Source organism: Dyadobacter luteus, assembly GCF_003383615.1.
Classification (GTDB): Bacteria; Bacteroidota; Bacteroidia; order Cytophagales; family Spirosomataceae; genus Dyadobacter; species Dyadobacter luteus.
On the sequence record NZ_QNUL01000050.1, the window covers coordinates 1 to 19142 of the forward strand.

The following is a 19142-nucleotide window of genomic DNA, read 5'->3' on the forward strand; positions in this document are numbered from 1 at the left end:
TTTGTCTAAATCAATTTGTTAAGCTAGGCATGCCAAAGGCCATCAAACTTGTTCCCAAATAACGATGCAACAAAGCCGTTTGTAAGTTAAAAATTTATCTCAGGCTGATGGGAGCCAAATAGTAAATGTTGCTCCATGTCCCTGATCGCCATCGGCGGTAATTTGGCCACCATGTTTTTCTATGATCTTTTTGGTCACAGAAAGACCTATTCCCGATCCTTCGTAACGTTCTTTCGTATTGAGCCTTTCAAAAAGTGAAAATATTTTATCCCGGTACTCGGTCTTAAATCCTATCCCGTTATCTTCTACCACGATGCAGTGCATGGGCACGGGTGATGGCCTTGAGTCTTCAGCATGCGGCCGAGTCCAGATCCGGATCACCGGCGCGGTACCAGGACTTGAAAATTTAATAGAGTTGCTGATCAGGTTCTGGAAAACTTGTTTGATCTGTGATCGTATTGCCTTAACCACCGGCAGAGATTGCACAATGAGCTCCACGTCCTTTTCTTGGATCAACACTTCATAATCTTCCTTTATTTCGTTGATAACATCGTTCAATTCTATCACTTCCGAATTTGCTTCCTGACTCGATATCAGTGAATATTTGAGAATATCGTCAACCATGTTTCGCATCCTTATAGAGGACGATGAGATCTTTTGCAGATAAGTGGTAATCTCAGGGTTCGATTCCTGGTGGTAGGCGGTGGACAGCAGATTTGAGAAGATCAATATTTTACGTAAAGGCTCCTGTAAATCATGAGATGCGACGGATGCAAATTGCTGTAAATCGTAGTTACTTGCTTCGAGCTGTTGGTTGGCAAGCTGTAGTCTTTGGTTATTTTCACTTAGGAGCCGCTGAATATCCTTTTGAAATGACAGGTCCGTCACAATCACACTCAGAGATTCCCGTCCATCAAGTTCCAGAGTAGCCACTGAAAGCTGACAGGGAATAGTTTTATTATTTTGTCTGATCAACAATTCAATTTTCAAGTCGGTTGTCCAGCCTTTACGGATCAAATCCTGAAAATCCTCCAACGACTCGTCGGCGACAAATGATTCGAGTAGTATACCCACAACACTTGACAGAGGTGCCCCCACCATTGCTGCAAACATTGAATTACAATACAGAATAATTCCCTGACGGTCAATTGTCACGGCTCCCTCATTCATTTTCTCAATGAAAACTCTGTACGTCTGATCCGCTGAACGGAGTGTATACAGTTGCTGGCCGGCATCGGGATCCTGCACAATAATAGCATCAACCTGCCCGGTCCTGATCGCTTCAATGGTATCGTTGGATTCCTGCAACTGTTCAGAAAGATATTCTATCTGATCCAGAAGCTGCTGACGTGTTCTGTTGTCCTCCATATTTATACCGGATCGATGATGCCAAGGCTATGCAATACTTTCGCAGTATCCGACATATCTCCGATCATCTTTTTTTCAGGATAAGGACTACTTTTGATCAGCATAGGTAGTGCCAGCAACTGCTCCCGGGAAGCAAGAGCTTTGTCCTGATGTACGTCAATGATTTGTAACTTGTAATTGCCTTCCAGATGTTTTTCACATATTTCCCGAATATTGCTGATCGCCCTGATGGAATTTGGCGATGCCCCAGCCACATAGAGCCGTAACACGAAGGATTCGTCGCCTTCATGATTATGCCCTGCATAAGTATCGGAAAGTGATCCCTGGCTCATTGTTGTTTACCGGTAGAACGAATATCAAGTCCTACGAGCACCTTCTCTTTATTAGATAAATCTCCGATAATTTTCCGAATAGGCTCAGGCACCTTTTTGACCAATGTTGGGATAGCCAGAATCTGATCACCCTCTGCTAGCTGTGGATGGACAAGTAAATCGATCACCTCTATCGAATATTTACCCTCCAGGTACTGCTCACAATAATTTTTAAGATTGGAAAGAGCGGCCACAGATCGGGGTGTTTGTCCGGCGATGTAAAGCCTCAGCTCCCATATATCTGCTGAAGGTATTTCGGATTCTATTTGATCAGTAATCATTGCGTGTCTCTTTTTTGTGTAAGCTCATGTCTGTTCTCCTGAATAATACTCTTTTTGAGCTCCTCCTCAATATAAGTTCTATTAAGCTCTTCCTGGATGGACTCAAACTCTTCTTTAAGTGTGGCAATCTTCGATTCAAGTACCAGCCTTTTACGCTCAATTTCACGGTCTTTTCTTGATACCGCATGATCTCGCAGTGCCATGCCTGTTTTTTCAAGCAGTTGCTGCTCTTCCCTGGCTGAACCAGTAAGTACACCTTCAGGACCAAGAAAAACGTCAACCAATTTAAGGCCTTGATCAGAAATTACAAATTCCCTGACCTGATTGGAGTGCTTCATACCCCTTGATTTCATGATATACAATCCTCTATTTCGTTCTCCGTTTGCTTCGATATCACGAACAAGCAACCATGCATCTACCAAAGAAGACACACCTTCATCGGATTGCTCTGATTTATTGTCTTTGAGCGCAAGAGCAGTGAACATGACCGTGATACCTTTTGACTGCAAATAATCGATCAGCCTGGTCAGCAAACTTTTCACCTCGCTGGTTGAGCCTACTGTGATCAGATTGGTGATCGGATCAAGGACTACTACTTCAGGCTTGACTTTCTCAATAAATTTGGTCATTGAAAGCAAATGCAGTTCCAACCCATAAAGCGTAGGCCGGGCTGCACTGAAATGCAGAAGCCCGCTGTCGACATAACCCTGCAAATTGATCCCGATCGAACGCATATTTCGAATGATTTGCTGGGGCGATTCTTCGAAAGCGAAATAAACGCAACGCATTCCATCTTTGCAGGACTGATTCACAAAATTCCCGGCAATACTGGTTTTGCCGGTTCCGGCCGTCCCCGAAACAAGAATACTGCTACTTTCGTAAAAACCTTCTCCGCCCAGCATCTTGTCAAGTGTAGGAATTCCGGATGATATTCTTTTTTCTGATACTTCATTATTTAACTTCAAGGAAGTGACCGGCAGAACAGATATTCCCTCTTCATCAATCAGAAATGGATATTCATTTGTACCATGAACAGTTCCACGGTACTTGACGATACGCAAAATTCGTGTGGAAACTTTGTTACTGATTCGGTGGTCGAGTAGTATCACACAGTCCGATACGTACTCTTCCAGCCCCTGCCTGGTCAGGCTGGCTTCTCCCTTTTCTCCTGTGATCACTGCTGTTACACCCTTCTCTTTAAGCCAGTGGAAAAGCCTTCTGAGCTCTGCCCTTAATACGGCCAGATTGTTAAGCCCGAAGAACAGGCTCTCAATAGTGTCAAGCACTACCCTTTTGGCTCCTATAGAATCTATGGCATATCCAAGCCGGATAAATAATCCATCCAGATTATACTCTCCGGTTTCTTCAATCTCACTACGTTCCACATGCACATGATCAATTTTAATCAGTTTGTCTACTTCTAACTGCTTTAAATCAAATCCTAGCGATGCCACATTTTGTGCCAACTCCTCTGATTTTTCCTCAAAAGCAACAAACACGCCTGGTTCATTGAATTTTTGAGCTCCATGAACCAGAAATTCAATAGCCATTAATGTCTTGCCTGAACCAGCTTCCCCGCAAATTAGCGTCGGCCTGCCCTTCGGAAATCCCCCGTGGGTAATCTGATCAAGTCCGTCAATCCCTGTAGGTGCCTTGGGTAATTTCTGAATTACCGAATTATCAGAATTGTAACTCATAGAGTTGTAAACTATTGTCTAAAATTTTAAAGTGCATAAGTTATTTGCCACTGGCGTACCAGTTCCCCGAATCCCTGAACAGAATCAGGTTTCTTGTAAACGGCTGCAACGCCGGCCTCCAGAGCATCAGAGATAAGATGGTCGCTGGGCGAGGTAGAAAGTATAACTACCGGAACATTTGCAGCTGCAGGAATTTGCAATATCTGCAATATAGTTTCTAATCCGTTTAATCTCGGCATGTTCATATCTACAACGATCAACACCACCTGATGACTTGCAGTCCTTAGCAGGTCAATCAGGTTGAGACCATTTTCAGCCTCAATGATAGTTGCATTTATTTTCTCACAATTTATAGCGTTTTTCACAAAGAAACGGTCATCGCTGTCATCATCAGCTATATAAATTGCTCTACAGGTAATATTGTTACTCATCAATTATGAAAATAATGCGATATCTGATTCTGTCAGTAGAAGTAAATTAGAAATGAACTTGACCAAGGCAAAGTTAATTTAATATTCCATATAACAAGCCTATCGTACCCACACACGTTGTAAAGCGAAATTTTAAGCATTTTGACAGCCATTAAGGTCAATCGCATTATCTTTCACCCAGATTTAGGCAAGCAACAATCTCACCGCAGATTTCAGTTTTCAATCTCATACTAAGCATAGATTTATTTTGATATTGTGGTTCTGCAGAAAGGAAAAACGCATTTATCCGACAACGACCTTACCTTTGACAGTATGGTCAGGCTGTCCGAGATGTTGATAGGTATTGGTTAGCTATTTCATCAAAGTACAAGCAGTATAAGTTTGGGATAAAAATTAGTCTCTAATTTTGGGAGACTACATGGGATAGTTGAGTCCTATATGGCCTTTACTTCAGGCTGGCAATACCTGCCCCCCCAACTGCAAGCCAGTAGTCTGGTAACAATATATTACGCAATCGTAATACTTGCCTAGCATACCATAAAGGTGTAAAATTATCATCACCTGAATTTTAGGTCTGGTAAGAAAAGGTTTCTAAGAGCCGTGTATCGTTTTAAAGACTCTTGGACGACTGCCTGACAAGGCGCTTCGGAAACTTTGGCTTTTAGCAACAATTTTTGCTCCAGTCCATGTGGATGCGATGACCATCCCAGCAGCAATCAATATGATGTCTTTAATAATGTATTGAGCCGTTAGAGTAGGTGCGTGTAAAGGGCCCGGAAAAAGCTCAGAAGGATAAATCATTAGAGGGGACATTGCTCCCATCATCTGAAAAGCTAACAACCATACGCCTACCCGCAGAAACCTGCCACTTAAAAAACAAATTCCGATCATGCATTCAAGCACCGCTACAAAAACCATCGCGCTGTGACCAGAAAAAATGCCAACTGTCAGAACAGTAGTTGTCCGGGCTACAAGAGATTCCACTGGGCTTACGCCGTAAAAAAACTTTAGTATTCCAAATCCAAGAAACACTGCGCCCATACAAAACCTGAGGATATGGATGCTATTGGCCACCAGCCATTGATTCATCTTTGTATCCAAATCGTCAAATCTTTCAAATAAACTGTGAGCCCTGTTCATAGAAATAAAGTTTTGAAAAATCTACGATAAATAGCTTTCAGAAGATCATATTCTCATCGTGAACCAGAGTAAGCCATATATTTCACTTAATGACCAGTAGTGCTTTAAAAGCTAACATTTGCCTTCTGGTTATCTTTGTAGATTTACGAAAAACAGGGCAAATCAAAACTAGGACTTTTAAAAAATCACCCCAAGTTTTAAGCTCGCTGCATTCCGGCACCAGGTTGGTAGTAATTCATGAATATAACCAAACAGATCCACTCTTGACTGAGATAATTCAAGGTAATGCGCTTTGCCCGTTAGAGAAAAAGCTGTACGACTACCTGGATAGATAGACAATTTAAGCTGGTTATGAATGGCATATAATATCCCTTCATAACTTATCTTTTCCCCTATTCTTACCAACGCACCATTCCCAGGAGAAGCCAGCCATCTGCTTTTCTTGTAGCGATTCAGCAACTGACCAGAATATCCCTGCTTGTTAAGCGACGAGGTAACGGCGACTGTTCCCGAAGGCCAATCACGCAGAAGCAAGTTTTGTTTCGTTTGATAAACTCATAGTTTTTTATATCGCAAAAAAAATATAAATGCACTATGCAACACGTCAACGGACCAATAAAGGCTAAAAAGAAAAGCTACACCAACAGGTACGCCCCCTACTCAATCAGGTGTAGCTACTGATTTATCCAGGAAGTGATTTTACTTTGAACAAAGCAGCAACAGCGAAAACCCCTTTTTATAAACCTGGCTTTCCGACCTATGTCTGTAAAGTCAGATTTATAATCTACGCTGAACAAAATCCTCAAAGTATAAAGCTACCGAATCAGCATGACTAAAAAATGGCTCTGCTTTCAGCAGGCCCAGTCAGCACCAGGAGTGCTTCGGTTTATTGAGAATAGACTTTATAATCCCACCCTATCAGCGCCATATGTCAAAAGAGAATCGCAAAAGCCAAGCTTGAAAAACTTTTTATTACTATGCGCTACTCGAAAATTTTTTCCTACTTTTAATATGATCGTTACCAATGTGATCGAAGTAGGTTAACTGCCAAATGCAAAACTTGGCAAATAATAAACGGATCTGATTATTCCGGGTCCGTTTATCTTGTTTTCATGCCACATTCTTTGAGAACACCGGAGAGGATTTACCAATCCAAGGATTAGAAACGGTATTGGTAGCTGATCAATGGTTCTAAGAATGTGACGATACAGAGTTAAGTTTGGATCAAAAGATCCTATTTTGTATACCATTCAAATAAGATTCATTTCCCAAAAGCACTCAATTCAATCTTCTGAATTTTTTATCTCCCTATTTTCTGATAAGGAATATCTGCCAAATTTGTTTTGTCTGCATTCAGATTTAGCTGTAAGTTTAAGGAAAAATGATCTCAGCATGCGGTTAGTCATCATTGCATGCCCAAAAGCATTGGAAATGTTTTCTTTGAATTTGCTGACCAGAAAACTGACTTTTCTAAGAAAGTACATTGCTGATGCTGGATCAACGTTAGTGGTGACGAAAATTGACTTTTCCTACATATAAAATGACTTTTCAATTTAAAATTCAAATCAAGAATATTACCAGACCACCTGTTTGGAGAAGGGTACTGATTGCAGATTCAGTAACCTTCGAGCACTTTCACCAGGTTATTCAAACAGCGTTTGGCTGGGAGGATTATCATTTGTTTGAGTTCTCGGCAAAGGGATTTGGTTCTAGCGAAGTGATCGGTATAATCGATGAGGAGTTTGATGATTTGTTCGAGGGTACTACCAAGCTGGATGCTTCACAGACCAAGCTGTCGGAAATATTTGAATTGGCCGGTCAAAAATACACCTATATCTATGATTTTGGCGATGACTGGGCACATCAGATCACGCTTGAAGACATCCTTTCGGACACGCTTCTCAGGCCCGAATTACTGGCTGGAAAAGGGGCATGTCCACCGGAAGATTGCGGTGGTGTATGGGGCTATGCTGAACTCAAAGAAATACTAAGTGACAGAAAACATCCTGAATACAAAGAAATGAAGCAGTGGCTGGGTCTAAAACCTAAACAGGATTGGGATCCCAATTTTTTAGATCTTAAGCTACATCAGATGGCTGTCAGACTATGCTGAGCAAGTCAGTAAAAATTGTCACTTACCCGCCAAAACAGATTGCTTTGGCGGGTAAGCGAAAAAAATGACTAATGTTCAACCATAACTTGCGCCAGTCTCCTATAAGATCAATAACAGAACGCACAGACAGAACACTGTGCTCCCCCTCTTGTATTCAGAGCTGCGCGGTGGATAACGGCCAAGGCCGGATTCTGTTATCCATTTAGATCAGTGTGGCGCGTTCGCATGCCTTAGATACAGGTACACATCGGTGAATTTACGGCACGCTACCCAGTTTGATTACTCATTACTCTCAAATCAATACAAACAATCCTGCAAAGCGATTTGGGTTTACAGCTGTTTGGTTTGTATGATCAAAGCCCGGCTGATCAAGACAGCTAACAAACATTACACAAGCTCAGCACCAGCCAGAAATAAACTCCCGTGGACTACTTACCAAATTTGCGCATGTTTCCGTTAAAATCGGTTAACAACTCAATTTAACATATACCTAATATTGTGTTACCGAAACACTTTATAATCCGGTTGTCGTTGCTGCAGCGGAGTTGAGAAGACCTTACCCCTTCACTCTGATTTTTGAGAATGACGCCTTAGGTAGCATTAATCAGACAGATAAAACTGTCCTAAACCCAATCATGATTCTGTTCTCAGAGTAATATTCTGGCAACGGGGATCCGGTACAGCCACTGACGTATTCAACGCAAATAAATAAACATGGTAAAAAATAAAATTTTCAATACAATTTGTCTCTCATTATTTGCTTTCAGCTATGTATCCGGCCAGCAGATCACAAGAAAGGACGCTTTAATTCAGAGCTATGCAAGCTACATGATCTGCTCTGTCCCCGACTCTTTGAAAGCAGATACAACTTTTTATAAAAAGTACTGTGATGCACAGGGAATACCCATCATGTCGTCGGCGAACACACCCGATGACGGGCTGCTGGTAGCCCGTGATATAGTAAACTCGATGCTGATAAAAAGAGAAGATATAAGGGCAAGTCTGGTGCAAAAAGGGGCACGGGTTCTGATCATTGCTTATCAAGAGGGTGAAATGGACCTTCCTGAAAGAAGAAATTGGAAAAAGCCAGCCAAGGATGACCGCAGGCTCACCCCAGGTGAGCGTGAGAAATATGACCTTCCCGGTGGCATAGGTAGTATGGACGATAGAACCTACTGGAACGGCAGGGCAAGGGGTATGGGTGGTACGCTCACTTCCTGCGCGGAAGAGAATCTGTTAGGATATCCGGCAACCAGATACTATGGTGAGAATATTCTGGTTCATGAATTTAGTCATAACATCATGGGAGCCATCCGGACAGTGGATCCGGAATTGTATGACAAGATAGGTAAGTCATATGATCTGGCTAAGGCAGCAGGCATGTACAAAGGCCAATATGCCATTAATACCAAGGAGGAATACTGGGCAGAGGGCAGCCAGTGGTGGTTTGGATCTAATTTCCCTTTTGATGACGGCAATAAAAAAATTCTCAGGGGCCGCATCGATCTTAGAGAGTATGATCCTGCGCTGTATAATCTTCTTGAAAAAGTCTACAAACCAGAAAGTATCCGATCGGATGTTTACTCACAATTTTATAAGTAACGGCTCTGTTGCAGTGATTTGCATAACGCATCTAAGTATCTATTGTCTGAAAAGTATTGTAAAGTCAGCTAGCATCTGTTAACCAGCATCAGTTAAGCGAAACAAATTCTGCTGTATCAAGCTCAAAACAGCTTTGCATTTTTTGAAATTGAATAATAAAAAAGCAACCGAATGTGCCTGAAAAACACGTCCGGTTGCTTTTTTACTTGATTGGTCTAATGTACAATTACAATTTTTGCGTTTTGCGATGCACCGTTTTTCAGTGTAATCACCAGTGTATATGTACCAGATGGAACATGCTTTACATTAATTTGTCCCTGTTCTAATTTATTGGCAGCATAGGCAAGCGTTCCACTTTGTGCAAACAGCTGCACTTTTGAAACATCATTCAAATTGACGTCTTCCCATTTCACTTTTAGAATATCACTAGCCGGGTTGGGGAAAAATGAAGTGTACAGATTCGGTTCAAAGCGTACACTGCTGATTTTGCTGAAAGCAAATGTTCCGTCGATATCTACCATTTTAAGACGGTACAGGTTTTCTCCTCCTGCAGGTCTCTGATCTATGAATTGATAGGATATCACGCCGTTGCTCTCTCCGTTTGCAGCAACTGACCCGATCGTGGCCCAATTTCTTGCATCGATGCTACGCTCAATATCAAATCTTTCCGAATTCATCTCTTCTGAGCTCGCCCAGGAAATTACGGCCACTTTGGCTTCAGACTTGGCAGAAAAACGTAGCAGCTTCACAGGTAATGACCCAGACGAAGACAACGTATAAACTGCCGGTGTAGACTCCGCACCAGCCGCATCAACCAAGGTAAAGGTAAAGCCCAGCGGGTTTGAAACATCACCACTGCCGACCGCCCCGTAAATTACAAGTTTTTCAGGGTCAAAATCCCCGATTACCGTACCGGCTGTAACAGGGATTACGCTACTGCCGTTGTTATAATAAAGCAGTGTATTGCTGTTCACAGTAGTGAAAGTAACTGTATTATTTTCATCCTGCAGATCGCCATCCTCGCGGTCCTCACCATTCATAGGTAGCAGACCCTGATAAGGGATCGAAACATAATTAGCTACCTGCGGAAACTGCGCAGGTGGTGTGCTGCTGAAGTCCGAGTTAGCAAGACCAGGATTATTTACATCATTCGCTACCGGAATACTATTCACTCCGAAATTCACTCCGGTCACTGTTGTTGCTGTCAGCGTAACAGCGATTACGCCGGGTGTACCAACAGGATCCAGGCCTGCGCCCGAGCCGTTGCCGCTCCCGTATGACTCCCTGGTATTCACATAAGGCATTGTAGCTCCGGAAGGCAGTGAAGCAGAAGGCGCGTCATCCCCTATCGCTATATTAGAATTATTGCTCAATACGACAGTGTAGCTGCTACCTTGCGAACCAGTCAGAGAGTAAGCACCTGTAGCAGGATCCACTGAGGCTTTATCTACAACGATCCCATTATTATCTACCAGGTAGATTGTCAGGTCTGACGAACCTATGTTGCTTCCACTCTCTGCAGGATCTATATTTCCATTTCCGTTAGCGTCAATAAAAACAGTTCCGGTAATAACCGCTGCATTATCTCTGATACCAAAGTTCAGGTTTGATTTATCGGAATCTGATGTGGTGACAGTAACCGGGCCGCTCCATGAGCCGGCAGGACCAGCTGTTCCAAAATTGATACCTGTATGAACCCAGTAGTCAGGAAGCTGCTCAACTATTGCTGCTGCCGGAGAAGATACTGCATGCGTTGCATCATTACTTAGTGTCAGCGTGTAAGAACCTTCGGGTATCGACGGCATTTGCCAGCTGCCGTCATCGAGCACATCCGCTTTCCCAACAATTACACCTGCATCATTGATCAGATATACAGTCAGCGTCTGGGAAGGATCATTGGTTACCGTGTTTACTTCACCGCCTGATTTAATACGATCCTGGTTCAAATCGTTCCATACATTACCACTTAGCTTGATCCCCGCAAAAAAGGTTAATGGACAACGGGCAGCATCACCATTACCAGCCGCGATTACAGCAGTAGAGGATGCAACCGTTGGGGTCATTGTTGCAGTGGCACTGTGTACCCTTGCTATCTTGTAAAGTGGGGATCCCGACGCCTGAAAGTAAAAGTTACCTTCCGGATCACAAAAGGCCGCAATGGAGTTTGCGTTGGACAAATTGCCTCCAAGATCGGTAACTGCTCCACTATTCGAATTGATTCGGTAAACTTTGCCACCGCCTACTCCGTAGAAATTCTTATCAACCGGGTTAAAAGCGATGTCAGAAATACTGATACCACTCAAAGCATTGATGCTGAATGTCCCCACAATCTGAAGGTAAGTAGCTGAAGCGGGGTTAAGATCTATCTTGAAAAGTGTTTTCTCTCCTGTAGCCTTATTTCCCTGAAATCCATAGTAAATACCGTCAGCTGTTATATCACCTGCACCGATTGAAGTTTGCTCAACACCACCACATAGCCAGGGAATGCCGGAGATACCAAAGTACTGAACAGAACCATCACTTCCGATCCTGGCCAGATGTCCGGTCCCGAATCTGTAACCCCAGATATAACCGTCCAGGGGATTAAACCCTATCCCGTTGATCAGTCCGCTTTGAATACCATTGGTAATATTTGTCAGGTCAGTTCTGGAAAAATTCTCTGTATCGATCGTAGCCAGGTTTGTATTGGTGTTAAACTCTGAACATTCTCCGTTGCTGCCATGGGTTATAAAATATGCTTTGCCTTCATTACAGTCAAAAGATGGCTGGGCAGACTCGTCGTAAACCGAAGCATTACGGCAATGGGCACCATCAGAATTTGCCGGAGGATTATTGCCCGACAGCTTAACCATACCATCCGTGTTTGCAAGATTAGCCGGGGCTACCATAAATATTTCACCCGTCGTTCTCTGCGCAAATAATCGGCCATACTTGTCATAGAATGTATTCTGGACTGTAAGTCCTACATTGGAAGCAGTAGTAGTCTGCGTGTAAGTATTTGAGGAAATATCACGAAGCACCAGTACCCCGTTACCTGCAGAATAACCATAAACCTGAGTTCCGGCATCATTCACTGACATATCTGTGAGGTTTGCTGCGGCTCCGTTGAGAGCTACAGCCGTGAAAGGCTGTGTACTCAGGTTAACCCTGTACATGCTCGTTGCAGCTGCAGCATACAAAAAAAGATTACCATTTGCATCCACATCACCGGCTGTGAACTGCCTGGCAGCACTTGAAGCTGGAAGCCCCGAGACCACCGGCAATCTTTCGCTGATCCCGCTGGCGCCTATCCTGACTATATTTGTAGTCCCCGGCTCGAAGCCATAAATAAAATTATCTTTCACATTGTAGCCAATCGCATCGACAGCAATGCCCGCATTGGCTGACGTGCGTACTACCCCAACCACGGTTTCGGAATAGTTGGGTACCAATGTTACCTGGTACAGGGTGCTGACCGAGCCGCTTGTTTTGACGATGTAGGAGACTCCATCCTGGCAAGCGAACGGACTTTGGGAATAAGAAACAAAACAGATCAAATTCAGAAGCAGCACAAAGGCCAGCTTCCGGCAGGTGTGTAAAATAACTTTCATGATAAATTTTCTAAATGAACGAATCTATTTAACTATGGCACTACTACTTTACTTGAATAATACTGACTGCACATGATTGTCAAGCCACTCAAACATGCAGACAGAATAGGCTTCGCGTTATCAAATCAGAACTAAGCCTGCATAAACCGGGCTTTGGCCCCATCAATGGGGCTGCTTGTGCGCCCTTGGAAGGTGTTATCTGATCTGTAAACAACAATCAGCAGTTAGATTATTTAAAAAAGGACACTTGAAAAACCTGCAATGTGCTGTGGACAGATCAAAGACTTTCGGTAACTATCGGGCGCCATAGCCATCTGCACTCACGACTGCATCAAGTTGAAGTATTCCCGACACATTCATTTTGCGGAATATATTTTTTTTGATGGTGCTGATTGTGGATGGCCTGCGGTCGAGTTGCTTTGCAATTAACTGAGTGCCCTTTCCTTCCAAAAGTAATTTAGCTATCTGATTTTCACGTTTAGTAAGCATTTTAGGTGCTGATTTTATTAATCCGTTTTTCTCATCAAGCAGATACAGAATCAGATCGGCCGGGATATACTTCAGCCCGGCCATTACTTTGAGAAGACACTGCTTTATTTCCTGCAAATCGCTGTTAACCGGAAGATACCCACTGACGCCATTGTCGAAATAAGCCTGAATTATACGGCCATTTAATCGTCTGTCAACCAGTATAATTCCAGAATTTGAGAACTTCTTAGATACTTGTTTAACAGTTTCCAGCATGACAGCATTTGTAATACCAGCTGCGCCCAAAATCAGAAGGTCCGGCAGCTCTCTTTTATTTAATTTCAGAAACTGTTCCAGATTTTCTGCGACAATTATTTCGGAGCTTTTTACGAATTCTTCAATAATACCACGCAGACCATGTGCTACGATGGGATGATTGCCAATTATACCAATTATCTTTTTCATTGATCTAACTTTGATTTAGTCGTAAATGCCAGATAGCAACTGCCAGAGCCATCAGTGTTTTGACAAAATGCGGACTATTGTTACTGAAAAATCACCTGCCGGGCACGTATATACGAACTCACTAAACCAGCGCCTCCCCCTTCTTGGACGAGTACAACAATCCGCCGGCAGGTGAGAGGTGTGTGTATAGTAATGATTTCAACTTCCCGGATCGCGGAGCGTGCTGTAACAGGCTGAAATTTCATTAAAACCCGTCTGTCCGCGCTTGGCTCATTGTGAAACTTCCTCTATACCGACAAACCAGCAATTGTAACCACAGCTTTCTCAAATGTGCAGCCGTTAATCTCAGCACACGCCCGCATCAGGCTGAGACTCTGCTGTGCCGGGTCTGATCAGGCGCAGCGGAGCGCATTACGAAAACCAGCCTGAAAACCGCTTCCTGTAGGGTAAATGGGTTTAATAGTCTGTTTACTGCTTGGGCTAAATCCGATTTGAATAAAACGGAGGATAAAAAAGTATGCATGTGAATAATGTTTGATGATGATGTGTTTATAGCGACGAACCATCATTGCTCACAGACCGGAGCAAATAAAGTTTACAGCTGTAATGGTTACAAAGATATATCAGATACATAACCGAAAAGTACCTTCAAATAGGTATTTTTCGGTTATGCAAACAAACAAATACTATTAGAATTCGTGGTGTGGTCATTAACAATAACAAAATCGTATACATAAATAAAATATTTCATACCTATCATCAAACATTTGGACAATGCTTAGTAAACATCCTGTATTCATTGCATAAATAATCAGGTCATTATTTAATATTTTTCTTAATACAAATTCTATTTGAATCATCAAAAACGCCTAGATCATTCCGTTCTTGACAAGAAATACAATCAGTTCTGCAATGGAATGAAAATCCGATTTTGCAAGTATATTCCGCCTGTGGGTAACAACTGTGTGTTTACTCAGATTCAGTTCCTGTGAAACAGTTTCAACCGTTTTACCCTGCGCGAGAAGCTTCAGTATTTGTGTTTCCTTATTGGTCAATTCCAGCCTTGCCGGGTTTTGGTTACTATTGGCAAGTATATCTCTGATCGTGACAGATAAATAGGTTTTCCCTTTCTTACAAGTATTCAAACAATTAATCACTTCCACAGGACTGTCTACTTTACTGATAATTCCGGCCAGATTCGATGAAAGAAGTCCTTTGAGCAGAATAGAGCTGGTCAGTCCTGTAAGCACAATTATCTTTGATGACCTGAGCCTGCCTCTCACTAAGTCAATCACTGTTTCGATATCAGTATCAGGCAGAAAATAATCCAGTATAAACACCAGATTATCAGACTTATACGATGAGATAAAACTAAGGAAATCTGGAACGGCATCGAAACTGGTTACACTTGAAAACTGTCTTGTTTGCTGCAAATACGACGAAAAAATTACAGAAAACATCTTATGGTCTTCCAGGATTACGACATCACTCATATCAAATACATGGCACTATTAAATCTGAAATAATTATTGATAAAAATCAGCCTTTAGAATAATCTATTACCATAATCTATTATTAAATTTTTAACAATAGAATAATTCCATTGCTTTAAACTGAATCTTGGCACAAACATACGTAAAGACCTGCAGCACAAAATACCTATAAATAGGTATTTTGCTATTAAATTCATCAAATAAATTTGATACTGACACGCATGTATAATATAGAATTACATTAACTTTAAAACTGAAATAAGCCAAATATTACAAGACGTAGAATTTTTTCTAATAGCGCTACCTGCTGTACTACAGTTATGCAACGTCGGAAGAAAGCACTGGGGCCGTATTGGCTTTATTACACTACCATCAATGAAACTATACCGCTATCTAAAAATTTATACAATCGGAGCTCTTTTTCTGATTCCTGAATCAAAAGCGCAGATCAGTCAAGGTCTGTACAAACAACTGCCTGCATCTATAAAGCCCAAAGATGCTGACAGTCTGAGGATATCAGAAGTAAACTGCTTGCTCAAACACTGGTTCGAGTATGCCCACTGGGACCGCACCCAGCATGCGGAGATGGACAGAATATGTCGTACTCATGCGGGACGGCATAAACTCATTGACAATACTGATGAGCAGGTCGATTTTCTTCACAGTGTGTGCAGCTATCTGTACTATTCAACCAGCTATGCACAGGAACGCGACGAGCGGCTTAAAGATCAATATGAGTTATCTGCATCTCAACAGGCCCTTCTGGGACTATATTACTGCGAAGTATTCTTAAAAAAATTCAAGAATATAACATTAACTGACAAACATTTTCTGTCCAATATTTATCTTTTCAAAGCGCATTTTTTAATGGCGGTTGAAAAGCATGCAGATGCGTATCATGCATTGGTTGTATCCAGAAATATCGCTAGAAAAGCGGGCAAACCTACAAGTGAATCCGTTGCACTTTCATCAATGGGGTTTCTTGTTGAAACACTGGGACTATGTGATCTTGCCATCCGTCATTATGATCAGTCCTACGAAGCACTAAAAAACGAACCGATACAAAACAAGTGGGTAACAGGTCAGCGTGTCTACCTATATTACAGTAAACAGCGCACCTACTTTGCCCAGTACATCAGAAAAAACAACCCTTCTCTGCTGGACAGTATCCAAAACCTGCACAATAATATTATCAAACTTGACCGAATTTACAATGGAGGAATGCAGGCAGGCTCACATCTGGCTATGGCAGGAGTAAACTACTGCACCGGGCATTACGATCAAGCGATTGCGCACGTGGACACGGCGCGCAGCATATATCCGAATCTAAAAGCGCGCGGACTGGAGGAGAACGCCCTTGCTTTTAAGGCTGTGAGCCTGATAAAATTGGGCAAAATACGGGTCGGTAAAGAGATGATATCTGATATGAATTTTACGATGGTTAATAATCCAATCATCGAGCGGATACTAAACGATCTTTACGAGATCGAACAACAAGACGGCAACCACAAAAAGGCGATGCAGTATCAGCAAATTCTGATCACTCACCTGAAAAGGAAAAGTATGCTTGATCTGAGAGGACGGAGCCTTGAAATGGAACAGTTTTATAAAGTCAGAGAACAACAGACAAAGATTGACAACCTGAATGTAATACAGCGTCGAAACACATCGATCAGTATCCTACTTTTGTTGATCCTCATCATTGTTTCAGCTGTCATCTACTACCGTTATACATTAGGAAAAACAAATGGCAAAAAGCTGATTAACCAAGTAGAGAAAATGACGCATCTGCACGCTGTTCAGATTGCCGAAGCCAAGAATTTGGAACGTAAAAAAATGGCACAGGACCTGCACGACGATTTATCTGCTTCCCTGGCCGCCAATATGAATTACCTTAGATTAAGAGCAATCCAAGCCAGCTCTGAGAGGGAAAAGCAGAACTCACTCGCTTTGCTGGACATGCTGCAGGACAGTTATGACCGTGTCAGAAAAAAATCACGCACAATGTACTGGGAGCAGAAAACCGAAGGATTCATAAGACGACTAGAGCAGATGGTAGACGTTTTGTTTTTCGGAACCGATACAAAAATCAGTCTGGTAAGTGATATTGATAATTTTGAACTAAATGCAGAAGCAAAAGAGACGGTGCTACTGATCCTGAAAGAAACAATAACCAACATTATCAGGCATGCTAACGCATCGGAAGCAGAGATTACCTTCTATCTGGAAGCAGATAGTTTGATCCTTGATATTGCAGACAATGGCAGAGGGCTGAAAAAGAAAAAAAACGCAAACTCGCTGGGATTTGAATCTTTACAAAAAAGGATAGGCGATCTGAACGGCATCCTTAAAATATCACAGAATCAGCCTAGCGGAACTATTGTGAGCTGCAGTTTCCCGCTTGGTCTGGTTGGTAATTTCAAATATCAGGCCGAGTCGCCAAATATTTTTTGATTGCTCAGACCGTCTTATTTAACACCTCGTTTTCAAAAGTAGGAAGATCAGATTACAAAATTTAGCAAGTACGAAAAAAAAGCTGACAGCCCGGGCTAAAGTGCTGCAGTTACTTTAAGGGCTTAGTATACTCTCTATTGAATAATAAGTTGTCAGGGCAGCCACATTACGCTCATAACCACTCCTAGTTATAGACAATTTAAAATCAGTTGTACATCGTCCTCGACCTTCTTTGCCTGGTTGTATTATTTTTACTATCAGAGTGAACGTATTAATCTTCAATTCCTAAAAGCTACCTGTTTTATTCAGGACATGCCTAAAAATTGCACGGGGAGAGCTTATTTCATTCAATAAACCCAAACAAATCAAATCTTTTGGAGTTGGTTTAACTGCATTCGCATTAAGCCAATCAATATAGTTCACTGATATTTACCATATTATTCTTAATAGCTTTGACGTTGCTACATTTGTTTGGAGGCAGTTGATAGAGGTCTTTTTGCTTGTGGGATTGTATTCTTTCGAATACGTCTGTTAGCCACTGTTGCTCATCAACGCCATTTTTCTTACATGTTGCCATAAATGAGTACATAGCGGCTGTCATTTCTGCTGCCTGGTGCGATCCGGCGAATAAAGAGGGTAAAGCAACTGAATAAAAGACAGCCAGTGCACAGACCCAGTGTTTATCCCGGACATTTGACATCCTTCCAGCCAGGCCCGGCGGCTAACTTAGCAGCAGAATTGATAAGTGATCTTCAGGAGAAATTTCAACTTTAACAATCAGTTTCAATGCATTAGTTACATCTGATAAAAACAAAAATATGATTTCAAAAACGCATCAGGATCAATACAAAAACCTTTACGTGATCACAGGAGGCCCCGGAGTGGGAAAGACTGCATTATTAAGGGCGTTGCAACAATCAGGATTCAACACTGTTGACGAAGACGCAAGAAAAATCATACAACAACAGGTAGCCACTGGCGGCGACGGACTGCCATGGAACGACAAAGTACTGTATGCCCGTCTGATGCTGCAGGCTTCGATTGACACCTATCAGAAAACGGCGGCTCTGGAGTCAGAACAGCCAACATTTTTTGACAGAGGCATCATTGATACGCTGTGCTATATTGATATGGAGCAGATCCAGTTACCAGAAAGACTTGACAAGATGATCAGTGAATACAGATACAACGCAAAAGTCTTCATTCTTCCCCCCTGGAAAGAAATCTACCAAACGGATTCAGAACGCAAACAAAACTGGCAAGAAGCAGAATTTACTTTTCATCAAATGAGCAAGACATACTTGAAATATGGTTATGAGCTGATTCACGTTCCTAAAATCAGTGCTGAATTACGGGCTCAATTTGTGCTTGGGCATATTTGAATAGCTCACGGTACGAAAATACATTCTCAACTGAAATCTGTAAACATGTTCGCGCACCTCAGCGGCGCGATAACTCTCTACTTTCAAAACTGCGGTAACACTTATCTGGATTACGATCCTCTGGGTAGTAAGGATATAGCCTGAAAAAATTTCCAATACACATAGTGACTGACGGAGATTTTGAGTAGCACTTGTTTATACTATTGTACTCGTTGGGTGAAATCAAGTAATCTGAATTTTAATATTGTTGATGTTCCTTTTAAATAAGTATTTGTTAATATATTGAA

Annotated in this window: 14 protein-coding genes and 1 pseudogene; 4 read left to right on the forward strand and 11 right to left on the reverse strand. The window is 42.1% G+C overall.

What is annotated here, in order from left to right:
- Nucleotides 1–99 precede the first annotated feature (99 nt).
- The 7 genes and pseudogenes from DSL64_RS28460 to DSL64_RS28490 form a co-directional block, all read right to left on the reverse strand.
- Nucleotides 100–1368 carry a sensor histidine kinase gene (locus DSL64_RS28460; protein ID WP_115834370.1) on the reverse strand — a complete coding sequence of 423 codons (1269 nt, stop codon included), beginning with the start codon at nt 1366–1368 and terminating at the stop codon, nt 100–102.
- Between the two features lie 2 nt (nt 1369–1370).
- Nucleotides 1371–1700: a circadian clock KaiB family protein gene (locus tag DSL64_RS28465; protein ID WP_115834371.1), complete on the reverse strand. Its 330-nt coding sequence runs from the start codon at nt 1698–1700 to the stop codon at nt 1371–1373.
- On the reverse strand, nt 1697–2020 hold the full coding sequence (locus DSL64_RS28470) for a circadian clock KaiB family protein (RefSeq protein ID WP_115834372.1): 324 nt from the start codon (nt 2018–2020) through the stop codon (nt 1697–1699). The genes DSL64_RS28465 and DSL64_RS28470 overlap by 4 nt, the downstream gene beginning before the upstream one ends.
- Nucleotides 2017–3717 carry a circadian clock protein KaiC gene (gene kaiC, locus DSL64_RS28475; protein ID WP_115834373.1) on the reverse strand — a complete coding sequence of 567 codons (1701 nt, stop codon included), beginning with the start codon at nt 3715–3717 and terminating at the stop codon, nt 2017–2019. The genes DSL64_RS28470 and kaiC overlap by 4 nt, the downstream gene beginning before the upstream one ends.
- A gap of 26 nt (nt 3718–3743) precedes the next feature.
- Nucleotides 3744–4148: a response regulator gene (locus DSL64_RS28480; protein WP_115834374.1), complete on the reverse strand. Its 405-nt coding sequence runs from the start codon at nt 4146–4148 to the stop codon at nt 3744–3746.
- 591 nt (nt 4149–4739) lie between these two features.
- Entirely contained in the window at nt 4740–5288 is a 549-nt protein-coding gene (locus DSL64_RS28485) for a DoxX family membrane protein (RefSeq protein WP_115834375.1), read from the reverse strand.
- A gap of 177 nt (nt 5289–5465) precedes the next feature.
- A pseudogene (locus DSL64_RS28490) lies at nt 5466–5825 on the reverse strand (AbiEi antitoxin N-terminal domain-containing protein); the annotation flags it as partial.
- Between the two features lie 1003 nt (nt 5826–6828).
- On the opposite strand from DSL64_RS28490, the gene DSL64_RS28500 reads away from it, so the two are divergent.
- Both DSL64_RS28500 and DSL64_RS28505 read left to right on the forward strand, forming a co-directional pair.
- The gene (locus DSL64_RS28500) at nt 6829–7401 is read left to right on the forward strand and encodes a plasmid pRiA4b ORF-3 family protein (protein WP_115834378.1); all 573 of its coding nucleotides are present in this window, start codon (nt 6829–6831) and stop codon (nt 7399–7401) included.
- A gap of 714 nt (nt 7402–8115) precedes the next feature.
- A complete protein-coding gene (locus DSL64_RS28505; protein ID WP_115834379.1) occupies nt 8116–9003 on the forward strand; it encodes a glycoside hydrolase in 888 nt (295 codons plus the stop codon).
- A 215-nt stretch (nt 9004–9218) separates the two neighbouring features.
- Here DSL64_RS28505 and DSL64_RS28510 read toward each other — a convergent pair whose 3' ends face one another.
- The 3 genes from DSL64_RS28510 to DSL64_RS28520 all read right to left on the reverse strand — a co-directional run bounded on the left by DSL64_RS28510 (nt 9219) and on the right by DSL64_RS28520 (nt 15019).
- Nucleotides 9219–12593, reverse strand: coding sequence for a T9SS type A sorting domain-containing protein (locus DSL64_RS28510; protein ID WP_115834380.1), 3375 nt, complete (start codon nt 12591–12593; stop codon nt 9219–9221).
- Nucleotides 12594–12887: 294 nt separating this feature from the next.
- The gene (locus DSL64_RS28515) at nt 12888–13526 is read right to left on the reverse strand and encodes a LuxR C-terminal-related transcriptional regulator (protein WP_115834381.1); all 639 of its coding nucleotides are present in this window, start codon (nt 13524–13526) and stop codon (nt 12888–12890) included.
- 869 nt (nt 13527–14395) lie between these two features.
- Nucleotides 14396–15019, reverse strand: coding sequence for a response regulator transcription factor (locus DSL64_RS28520; RefSeq protein WP_115834382.1), 624 nt, complete (start codon nt 15017–15019; stop codon nt 14396–14398).
- A 375-nt stretch (nt 15020–15394) separates the two neighbouring features.
- On the opposite strand from DSL64_RS28520, the gene DSL64_RS28525 reads away from it, so the two are divergent.
- Nucleotides 15395–17473, forward strand: coding sequence for a sensor histidine kinase (locus DSL64_RS28525; protein WP_115834383.1), 2079 nt, complete (start codon nt 15395–15397; stop codon nt 17471–17473).
- Nucleotides 17474–17882: 409 nt separating this feature from the next.
- Here DSL64_RS28525 and DSL64_RS28530 read toward each other — a convergent pair whose 3' ends face one another.
- Nucleotides 17883–18173: a transposase domain-containing protein gene (locus DSL64_RS28530; RefSeq protein ID WP_374755851.1), complete on the reverse strand. Its 291-nt coding sequence runs from the start codon at nt 18171–18173 to the stop codon at nt 17883–17885.
- 118 nt (nt 18174–18291) lie between these two features.
- On the opposite strand from DSL64_RS28530, the gene DSL64_RS28535 reads away from it, so the two are divergent.
- Nucleotides 18292–18855 carry an AAA family ATPase gene (locus DSL64_RS28535; RefSeq protein ID WP_115834384.1) on the forward strand — a complete coding sequence of 188 codons (564 nt, stop codon included), beginning with the start codon at nt 18292–18294 and terminating at the stop codon, nt 18853–18855.
- Nucleotides 18856–19142 lie beyond the last annotated feature (287 nt).